The sequence below is a fragment of the Roseobacter fucihabitans genome (assembly GCF_014337925.2).
GTDB lineage: Bacteria > Pseudomonadota > Alphaproteobacteria > Rhodobacterales > Rhodobacteraceae > Roseobacter > Roseobacter fucihabitans.
In genome coordinates, this window is the sequence record NZ_CP143423.1 from 4,510,839 (window position 1) to 4,519,919 (window position 9,081).

Consider the following 9,081-nt stretch of genomic DNA (forward strand, 5'->3'; position numbering starts at 1 on the left):
CTCCCTTATTCGGCACCTCTATCATAGCGGAAAAAATTCCGAAATAGGGGATATACTGGATAGTGGAATTTTTCCGATATATCGGATATCAGGCGTCCTGGACCACCAGAAACGCGCGCACCTCGCCACCTTCCGCAGTAATCCTATGCGGTACATCCGCTGCGTATCGTGCGGTGTCGCCCGTTTCCAACGAAGTGGAAACATCACCGCTCATGATCGTCAGGCGACCGGAAATCACCGTCAGATGTTCCCGCGCGCCCCGTGCATGTGGCTGGCTGTCTAGCAGCCCGCCCTGCGCAATGCTCAACTCATAAACTTCATGTTTGCCGGCCTCCTCGGGCGGCGACAGGATACGGATGCGGCAGCCGGACCCCAAATTATCAATGGTTGGGACCTCAGCCGCGCGCAAGGTTTCGATCTGCGCCGCTTTGGGCGCACCGTCCAAAAGACCCGCGAAATCGACCTGCAAGGCGCGGGTCAGGTTCCAAAGCGTTGCGATTGTCGGGCTGCTCTCGCCGCGTTCGATCTGGCTGACCATGGAGCGTGACACCCCGGATAATTTGGCAACGGCATCAAGTGACAAACCCTGGCTGCGCCGCGCCTCTTTGAGCCGCGCAGGGAGTTGCGTTAGAATATCGGTATCGGCTTCCGTCATCTTGGATGATGTCGCCGATATGCAGGATTCTGTCAATTGATATTGTGGTTCTACAGGACGTCGTTGCTGACATCCCCGCGATGGGCCAAGATAGTCCGAACAGGCAGTAGAGGGAGATCACCATGACCAAAGAGATCGTTATTCTGGATGGCGCGCGTACCGCAATCGGGGCATTTGGTGGATCGCTCGCGGCGACGCCCCCTATTGCGCTCGCCACAATCGTAGCCAAAGCGGCGCTGGAGCGGTCTGGCGTGGATGGCACAAAAATCGGTCATGTTGCCTTCGGCCATGTGATCAATACTGAACCGCATGACATGTACCTCAGCCGTGTCGCAGCGATGCAGGCAGGTGTTCCCGACACGGTACCCGCGATGAATGTGAACCGTCTGTGCGGGTCCGGCGTTCAGGCGATTGTCTCTGTCATGCAATCCCTGATGCTGGGGGATGCGGATTTCGGATTGGCGGGAGGCGCCGAGAACATGACCCGGTCCCCTTTCATCATACCGGATCAACGCTGGGGCGCGAAAATGGGTGATGTGCGCACATTGGACATGATGCTGGGCGCGCTGAATTGCCCGTTTGGCACCGGGCATATGGGCGTTACGGCGGAAAACGTCGCCAGCGAACATGGGATCAGCCGTGCAGATCAAGACAGTTTTGCGCTTCAGAGTCAGACCCGCGCAGCTGAAGCCATCGCGGCGCGACGTTTCGCCAGCCAAATCGTCCCGGTCGATGTGCGTGTAAAACGCGACACCGTCGCATTCGATGTCGATGAACACCCAAAAGGCACCACACAGGACGCTTTGGCCGGTCTGCGCCCGGTATTCCAAAAGGATGGGTCCGTCACGGCGGGCAATGCCAGTGGCATTAATGACGGTGCCGCAGCACTTGTGCTGGCCACGGCGGAGGCAGCTGAGAAAGCCGGATTAAGGCCGAGGGCGCGGATTCTGGGATATGCCCACGCAGGCGTGCGCCCCGAGGTCATGGGCATAGGACCTGTCCCGGCAGTGGAAAACCTGCTGCACCGGACCGGGCTGAGTGTCGCGGATTTCGACGTGATCGAAAGTAACGAGGCCTTCGCCGCACAGGCTCTGGCGGTGAGCCGCGCACTTGGGCTTGACCCCTCCAAGGTGAACCCGAACGGTGGGGCGATTGCACTGGGCCACCCGGTGGGCGCAACCGGTGCCATCATCACCATCAAGGCGCTTTATGAGTTGGAGCGGATCAACGGGTCCAAAGCCCTCATTACCATGTGCATCGGCGGCGGGCAGGGCATCGCGCTGGCCATTGAGCGGATGTGATTAGAGCGTCATATCCACAATAATCAGGCATAAAGCACCCCCGATCCCCACCGAAATACCCAACACCACGGCCAGAAAAATGCGTTCCAGCAAACGATGGTTTGGCACCGGCGGAACCGGGTTGTTCTGCTTGATCAAAGCGGCCTCGACCATTCCAGGCAGGCGCGGGCCAAAACGCGCAATGACGCGTGCGGTGCTCGCGAGATCGGTCAAGACCGCCTTGGGGCCGATGGATTTGGAGATGTAGTCGGTTACAATCGGGCTGGCGACCTGCCAGATGTTGATCTGTGGATTAAGCGAGCGCGCGACGCCTTCGACCACCACCATCGTGCGTTGCAGCAGGATCAATTCGGTCCGGGTTTCCATGCCGAAACGCTCGGTGACCTCGAATAGGTAGCTCAGCAGTCGCGCCATGGAAATGCGATTGGCGTCCATGCCAAAGATCGGCTCCCCAACCGCACGCAATGCCCGTGCGAATTCATCGACATCCTTATCCGCAGGCACATAACCCGCCTCGAAATGCACCTCTGCCACGCGTTTATAATCTTTGCGGATGAAACCGAAAAGGATCTCTGCATAAACCCGGCGGGTGTATTCATCGATATGGCCCATGATCCCGAAATCATAGGCGATGATATTGCCGTTTTGCGCAACCTTGAGGTTGCCCTGATGCATATCCGCGTGGAAATAGCCGTCTCGCAGAGCATGTTGCAAAAACAACTGTAACACCCGGTCACCAAGTTCGATCCGATTGTGACCCGCCGCATCAATCGCGGCGTTATCGCCCATCGGCGCACCATCCGCCCATTCCAGCGTCATCACCCGGCGCGCGGAATATTCCCATTTAATCGCGGGCAGTTGGAAGCCTTCGTCGTTTTTGGTGTTGGCGGCAAACTCCGAGGCCGCCGAGGATTCCAGCCGTAAATCCAATTCGCCCCGCACAACGCCATCAAAGTGTTCAATGACCTCCATGGGGCGCAAACGACGCGAACCAGGCGAGAAAATCTCCACCATGCGGGCGGCCAGATAAAACGCATCGACGTCCTTGCGGAAGGCTTTTTCGATTCCGGGACGCAGCACTTTGACCGCCACCTTTTCTTGGCTTTCCGCAATCGTTGCCTGATGCACCTGCGCGATGGAGGCGGCGGCGACGGGTTCGCTGAAATCCGAAAATATCTGATCGACGGGCAGCCCAAGTTCGCTTTGCACTGCCGCCTTGGCCTCTTCCACCGAGAAGGGTGGCAGCTTGTCCTGCAACACCCGCAATTGGATCGCGAGTTCATCCCCCACCACATCTGGTCGCGTCGACAGGATTTGCCCGAACTTGATATAGGCAGGCCCCAAAGCGGTCAACGCCCGTGTCGCGGGCGGCATCGACGGATCGCCCGCATACCCCAGAAATTTGAACGGCAAGCCCAGAGCGCGCGCGACAAACCGCAGCGCCGGGGGGGCCTCGAAGGCATCCAACACCACGTTCATTGCCCCAGTGCGCTCCAGAGTGGCACCGGTGCGGATCAGCCGCCAGATATTGTGCGGGCCGCGCATATCAGAGTTTCCAGCCAGAATGCAGCGCCGCCACACCCATCGTCATATTACGATATTTTGCATTGCCGAACCCAGCATCGCGCACCATTTGCAAAAACGTTTCCTGATCCGGGAAATTGCGGATGGATTCCACAAGGTATTGGTAACTGTCGCGGTCATTCGCAATCACCTGGCCCATGCGCGGGATCACGTTGAAGCTGTAAAGATCATAGGCCTTTTGCATCATCGCATTGGGCAACTGGCTGAACTCCAGCACCATCAACCGCCCGCCCGGACGCAGCACCCGGTAGGCCTCGTTCAAGGCCTCCTGCGGGCGGGTCACGTTCCGAATGCCGAAACTGATGGTGTAAACGTCAAAGCTGTTGTCCTCAAACGGCAGCGCCATGGCATCCCCGACGACCCAATCGAGGCTATCCTGCATCTGCTCGGCCTCGGCACGCTTGCGCCCCTCGATCAGCATCGGCTCGGTCAGATCGAGCACCGTGGCATGGCCCGACCCGGCGCGTTTCAGGAAACGAAACGATATATCGCCCGTCCCTCCGGCGACATCCAACAGTTTCTGACCCGCGCGCGGCGCGAGCCAATCCATCATCGCGTCTTTCCACAACCGGTGCACGCCGCCCGACATTACATCATTCATGATGTCATATTTGCTGGCCACGGAACTGAATACGCCCCGCACCCGTCCGGCCTTTTCGCCCTCTGGCACGGTTTCAAACCCAAAGTGTGTGGTTTTGTCGTTTTGATCGGTCATCAGCTCTTGTGGTCCTTGCGCTTCAGGGCTTGTTATAGAGCTCTTGGGGCTATGCACAATGCGGCCCTTTGGTCACAGGGGATGAATATGCCGGAACTGCCGGAAGTCGAGACCGTTCGGCGCGGATTGACCCCCGCCATGGAAGGTTTCGTGATTACGCAGGCGGATGTAAACCGCCACGATCTGCGCTGGCCGTTTCCTGTCGATATGGCCACGCGGCTCACGGGCAAGCGGGTCGAAAGGCTACGGCGACGCTCCAAATATATCCTGATGGACCTGTCTTCGGGCGAAACGCTGCTGGTGCATCTGGGCATGTCCGGGCGCATGATGGTGTCGGGCGATCCGCTTGGAAAATTTGCGCATAACCACCCCGCTCCGGAAAAACACGACCATGTGGTGTTTCATATGGAGAACGGTGCGCGCATCACATTCAACGATCCGCGCCGCTTTGGCGCGATGGACCTGATGGAAACGGCAACGGCAGATGCGCATAAATTTTTGGCGGTGCTTGGTCCGGAACCTCTGGGCAATGATTTCCATGAGGCGCATCTGATTGCCGCCTTCAAAGGCAAGATGAGTCCGGTCAAATCCGCGCTGCTTGATCAACGTTTGATCGCCGGGTTAGGGAATATTTACGTCTGTGAGGCGCTTTTCCGTGCAAAAATACGGCCTACCCAAAAGGCTGGAAAACTGTCCAAACCCAAGGTCGCAAGCCTCGTACTGATCATCCGAGATGTATTATCCGACGCAATTCTGGCGGGCGGATCATCACTGCGTGATTTCCGCCAAGCCGATGGAGAGCTTGGATATTTCCAGCACAGCTTTGATGTCTACGGACGCGAGGGGGAGCCTTGTCGCACCCCGGACTGCACCGCACAAATTAGCCGAATCGTTCAATCGGGTCGGTCGTCTTTCTACTGTGCGCAATGCCAAAGATAACTTGAACCTTGCCAAGCAGGTGGTATTGACTCGAATTTCCAGACAACAATCGAGAGCTTCTTTAATGGCCTATGAAACGATCATCGTTGATGTAGAGAACCATGTGGCCCAGATCACGCTGAACCGGCCAGATGCCCTGAACGCCCTGAATGACGAATTGATGAAGGAACTCGCCGATGCGCTGAGTGCGGCGCAGGACAATGAAAAAGTGCGGTGCATCATCATCACGGGGTCGGAAAAAGCCTTCGCCGCCGGTGCCGATATTGCGATGATGAAAGACAAGAGTTTCGTCGAGGCGTTTTCCGGTGATCTGTTTACGCCCGAAACCGAACAGATCATGCGCATCCGCAAACCGATCATCGCGGCCGTGTCGGGTTACGCGCTCGGTGGCGGTTGCGAGTTGGCGATGATGTGTGATTTCATTATTTGTTCGGAAACTGCCAAATTCGGACAACCGGAAATTAACCTCGGCGTGGTGGCGGGCATTGGCGGCACGCAGCGCCTGACCCGAATCGTGGGCAAATCCAAGGCGATGGACATGAACCTTACGGGTCGCTTCATGGATGCCGAAGAGGCAGAACGCTCCGGTCTCGCCTCCCGTGTCGTGCCGTGCAAAAAGCTGCTGGAGGAAGCGCAGAGCGCGGCCCAGAAGATTGCAGAGAAATCCATGATCTCCGTGATGGTCGTCAAAGAGGCCGTCAACCGCGCCTATGAGGTGCCCCTGCGCGAAGGTCTGCTGTTTGAGCGGCGCATGTTCCACGCGCTCTTTGCGACCGAAGATCAATCCGAAGGCATGTCGGCGTTTCTGGAAAAGCGCGAGGCACAATTTCGCGATAAATAGGTGACCTGCATGCGGTTTTCTTTGCCCGAGGGGGGGCGCAATAAAGCTCGCCGCCTACTTCTTGGCATCGCCGGGTTTGAGCCTTCTGACAAGAGTGCCACAGGTTTCGATGATGCCTTTCAAACGCTCTTCCAGCCGGGTCATTTCCAGGGTCGAGGCTTTCAGGGTCTCGCTCTGATCTCCCAGATCGGCCAGCTTCGTGTAAATCGCCTCGCTGGTCTGTGTCTGGGCTTCGGCATTTGACACCACCTGTCGCAATGTCTCCAGAAGCTCCGCGGCATCCGTCGTATCATCAACCTTCTTTAGCTTTTCGTCCAGAGCGGCAATCGAATGGCGCACCGCATCAAACCACTCATTTGACAGCCGTGGCTCCCGCTTTGCACTCAGCATTGCGTTTCGTTCTAACTGGCGCACGCCGGTCACGACATCATCCACGGTCTCACGCAAATTGCCCTGCACCGCAATAATATCGTCATTCGCCACCACCACCTTACTCAATACCGTGTCGAGTTCCGAAACGATCCCGGTGATGCGGTCCAGAAACAGATTGAGGTCACGCGCCAGGACGCCAAATTCATCTGAGGTATGGATTTCGGCGCGGTGATCCAGCCGCCCGTAAGCCCGCGCAAGATTGCTCACCACGGATCGCAATTCCAAAAGCGGCTCCATCCGTGCGCGCAAGATGAGGAAGAGCAGCAAGGAATGGAGCAGGATTTTACCCGTCGCAAGAATCCCCGACAGCTGCACATCCTTGAACCAGATTGCAAAATCCCGATAGAGATAATTGCGCACGATCACTGTGCCAAGCACCTCCCCGACCGATGCCTGATAGTGACAGGCCAAACAGAAATCTTCGGCAACGATGTCGATCTGGTGCGTCTTAAAGCGCCCCTCCGGCCAGTTATCCGCCGGGATACCGCGCGGTGTGAAATCGAACCCCTCCTCAATGGAGCGCACCGTGACGGGCGCGGGTTCGATGGCAATCGCATAGCCCAGATTAGACCAGTTTTCTTCGAGGATCGGGTACATGGTACGGGCGGCAACCGGTCCCCCTTCGTTACGCATGATGGATATGACGTTGTCAGCGAGGTCTTCCGCGACCGCCTCGGCTTCTTCGGCACCGTTGAAATGGTAATTGTAGTAAACCAGCCCAGCTTTCAGTGAAAATTCCACAGCCGTGACGATGACGAGAACGACAAAGAAGTCCCTGATCATGTGAACCAAGAAAGATTTGTCAAATCGACCAATTGACGGGCTGTTTTGATCAATCATGGGGGCACCTTATCTTGGACAAGACGTAACTTAGCGTTGTACGCGATATTTTAAAGTGCGGCGTAAGTCGTTCTATGGATCCCGTCTACGCCGGCATACACGCAGCTGGTTTTGTTTTGGGCTGAAATGACAGAGCCGCAACCCGCGCGACATCGCCCATCGTTCTTTGTGTTCACCTGTTCACACGATGTGGGGTCGGCAGAATGCAGAAATCACCGCTTCAGAGCGCAGGACGCTATAGTCGCTACAGATCTGAATAGATTGCTAATGCAATGTGGATTCTGAAGCCCAAGACTGCCGGAATTCGATCACACAGGCAGTTCATCGCAAGCATTGCTTCAGCCTTTGGGGCTCCAGGGTATCAGCTGGCCGATATCCTTTTGTTCAGGACCCTTGACGGTGGCTGTTAAAACGCGGGGTAGGTGGGTATGCGGCTCGATTTGGTTCAGTTTGCACGTTTCACTGAGCGACGCGATCATCGCTCGGTTCTGGGCAGCGGCATCGTGACCGGCGCAGGGCACGTTTTTCCGTTGCAAGTAGATCGGGTGGGTCACAGCGCAGCCGCGATCTCGTTGACCCTGTGCGCATCCCGTCGGATCGTTACGTTGCTTTCAACATGCCAGGACGGCGGGCAACGCTCTTGACTCTCGCCCCGTCAATCAGCGTCTCAGTCACAATCCGAGCTTTAGGCCATCAGGTGAACATCGTTGCCATTTTTGTCCGCACTGACCATAAAACTCCCCAATTCCATGAGGAACATACTCTCTGTATACACGCCGCACCAAAAGGGGAGCTAAGCAGCGCTGACGATAAACGTAACACGCGCAGCATCGGATTTTTCCATTGGTGCATTTCAGGAACCATGTCCCGGTGCGGGACGAATTGCAGTTTGCAAACCAGGCGAATATCTCTATAGACCGCCGCAGACATGCGCGTGCAGCCCGCTTTGGCTAGAATCACCTTTAATCGGGTTCCAACCGGGTTGGTCTGTATTGCGCAACAAAATGATACATTGATCCGATAAAAGGTTAAGCAAACATGGCCAATTCGCCACAAGCCAAGAAACGCGCCCGCCAGAACGAGACCCGTTTCCAAATCAACAAAGCCCGCCGTTCACGCATCCGCACCTTCCTGCGCAAGGTCGAGGAGGCGATTGCCTCCGGTGACAAGGATGCAGCCAGCGCCGCCCTGAAAGCGGCGCAACCCGAATTGATGCGTGGGGTTACAAAAGGCGTATTTCACAAGAATACAGCGTCACGAAAAGTGTCGCGTCTGGCGTCACGGGTGAAGGCACTCGGCTAAGACCACCTCTGACACTGACGAACAAAAGCGCTCCGCTCTGGGGCGCTTTTTTGTTTTTATGAGACTCTTTTCGCTTGCTCAGAGATTCTTTTTTTAAAAATCAGAGTCAAGAATGAAGTTCAGTTGCCGTGCCACCAGCGAAGTTGTTACCAGTGTAAAGCGATTCATTTTCGCCATGGGGAGACAGGCTCCGATCGTCAATCTCACACTGCTGTGGGTCTCAATGACGAAAGGAACTGTGTGCTGTGACATCACAGCACAATCAGTCTGCAAGCGTTGCCAAAACAGCGTTTTGCCCTGTCATAGTAAATACGGACGGTGCTGTCTGACATGAGGTTTCACCCTTTTGAAAGGGAACTCTTTTGTCGGTCTTTGCCTAACCTGTAAATGTCGGTGGGTGGCATTCCGTTCTCTGTATGGGGCGGGAAACGCTTCCTGTGGGCTAAGGGAAATCGAGGTCTTGCACCCCAAA

General features: G+C 56.3%; 9 protein-coding genes. 4 read left to right on the forward strand and 5 right to left on the reverse strand.

What is annotated here, in order from left to right:
* Positions 1 to 88: 88 nt before the first annotated feature.
* A complete protein-coding gene (locus tag ROLI_RS22040) occupies positions 89 to 655 on the reverse strand; it encodes a helix-turn-helix domain-containing protein (protein WP_187431711.1) in 567 nt (188 codons plus the stop codon).
* 122 nt (positions 656 to 777) lie between these two features.
* Between ROLI_RS22040 and ROLI_RS22045 the strand changes: the two genes are divergently transcribed.
* Positions 778 to 1,956, forward strand: coding sequence for an acetyl-CoA C-acyltransferase family protein (locus ROLI_RS22045; RefSeq protein WP_338469217.1), 1,179 nt, complete (start codon positions 778 to 780; stop codon positions 1,954 to 1,956).
* On the opposite strand, the gene ubiB is transcribed toward ROLI_RS22045, so the two are convergent.
* Positions 1,957 to 3,501 (reverse strand): 2-polyprenylphenol 6-hydroxylase, encoded by a 1,545-nt coding sequence (ubiB, locus tag ROLI_RS22050; RefSeq protein ID WP_187431713.1) that lies wholly within the window; start codon positions 3,499 to 3,501, stop codon positions 1,957 to 1,959.
* A gap of 1 nt (position 3,502) precedes the next feature.
* Positions 3,503 to 4,255 (reverse strand): bifunctional demethylmenaquinone methyltransferase/2-methoxy-6-polyprenyl-1,4-benzoquinol methylase UbiE, encoded by a 753-nt coding sequence (gene ubiE / locus ROLI_RS22055; RefSeq protein WP_187431714.1) that lies wholly within the window; start codon positions 4,253 to 4,255, stop codon positions 3,503 to 3,505.
* Between the two features lie 87 nt (positions 4,256 to 4,342).
* Here ubiE and mutM point away from each other — a divergent pair, with 87 nt between their 5' ends.
* The gene (gene mutM, locus ROLI_RS22060) at positions 4,343 to 5,194 is read left to right on the forward strand and encodes a bifunctional DNA-formamidopyrimidine glycosylase/DNA-(apurinic or apyrimidinic site) lyase (RefSeq protein WP_187431726.1); all 852 of its coding nucleotides are present in this window, start codon (positions 4,343 to 4,345) and stop codon (positions 5,192 to 5,194) included.
* A gap of 64 nt (positions 5,195 to 5,258) precedes the next feature.
* The gene (locus ROLI_RS22065; protein ID WP_187431715.1) at positions 5,259 to 6,035 is read left to right on the forward strand and encodes an enoyl-CoA hydratase; all 777 of its coding nucleotides are present in this window, start codon (positions 5,259 to 5,261) and stop codon (positions 6,033 to 6,035) included.
* 54 nt (positions 6,036 to 6,089) lie between these two features.
* On the opposite strand, the gene ROLI_RS22070 is transcribed toward ROLI_RS22065, so the two are convergent.
* On the reverse strand, positions 6,090 to 7,307 hold the full coding sequence (locus ROLI_RS22070) for a methyl-accepting chemotaxis protein (protein WP_187431716.1): 1,218 nt from the start codon (positions 7,305 to 7,307) through the stop codon (positions 6,090 to 6,092).
* A gap of 338 nt (positions 7,308 to 7,645) precedes the next feature.
* Entirely contained in the window at positions 7,646 to 7,786 is a 141-nt protein-coding gene (locus ROLI_RS22075; protein WP_262386645.1) for a transposase domain-containing protein, read from the reverse strand.
* A gap of 559 nt (positions 7,787 to 8,345) precedes the next feature.
* On the opposite strand from ROLI_RS22075, the gene rpsT reads away from it, so the two are divergent.
* The gene (gene rpsT, locus ROLI_RS22080) at positions 8,346 to 8,609 is read left to right on the forward strand and encodes a 30S ribosomal protein S20 (RefSeq protein ID WP_187431718.1); all 264 of its coding nucleotides are present in this window, start codon (positions 8,346 to 8,348) and stop codon (positions 8,607 to 8,609) included.
* Positions 8,610 to 9,081 lie beyond the last annotated feature (472 nt).

What these genes read in the sequence shown, in the direction of transcription:
- ROLI_RS22040 (WP_187431711.1), bottom strand. Translation starts at nt 655, where the DNA reads ATGACGGAAGCCGATACCGATATTCTAACGCAACTCCCTGCGCGGCTC.
- ROLI_RS22045 (WP_338469217.1), top strand. Translation starts at nt 778, where the DNA reads ATGACCAAAGAGATCGTTATTCTGGATGGCGCGCGTACCGCAATCGGG.
- ubiB (WP_187431713.1), bottom strand. Translation starts at nt 3,501, where the DNA reads ATGCGCGGCCCGCACAATATCTGGCGGCTGATCCGCACCGGTGCCACT.
- ubiE (WP_187431714.1), bottom strand. Translation starts at nt 4,255, where the DNA reads ATGACCGATCAAAACGACAAAACCACACACTTTGGGTTTGAAACCGTG.
- mutM (WP_187431726.1), top strand. Translation starts at nt 4,343, where the DNA reads ATGCCGGAACTGCCGGAAGTCGAGACCGTTCGGCGCGGATTGACCCCC.
- ROLI_RS22065 (WP_187431715.1), top strand. Translation starts at nt 5,259, where the DNA reads ATGGCCTATGAAACGATCATCGTTGATGTAGAGAACCATGTGGCCCAG.
- ROLI_RS22070 (WP_187431716.1), bottom strand. Translation starts at nt 7,307, where the DNA reads ATGATTGATCAAAACAGCCCGTCAATTGGTCGATTTGACAAATCTTTC.
- ROLI_RS22075 (WP_262386645.1), bottom strand. Translation starts at nt 7,786, where the DNA reads ATGATCGCGTCGCTCAGTGAAACGTGCAAACTGAACCAAATCGAGCCG.
- rpsT (WP_187431718.1), top strand. Translation starts at nt 8,346, where the DNA reads ATGGCCAATTCGCCACAAGCCAAGAAACGCGCCCGCCAGAACGAGACC.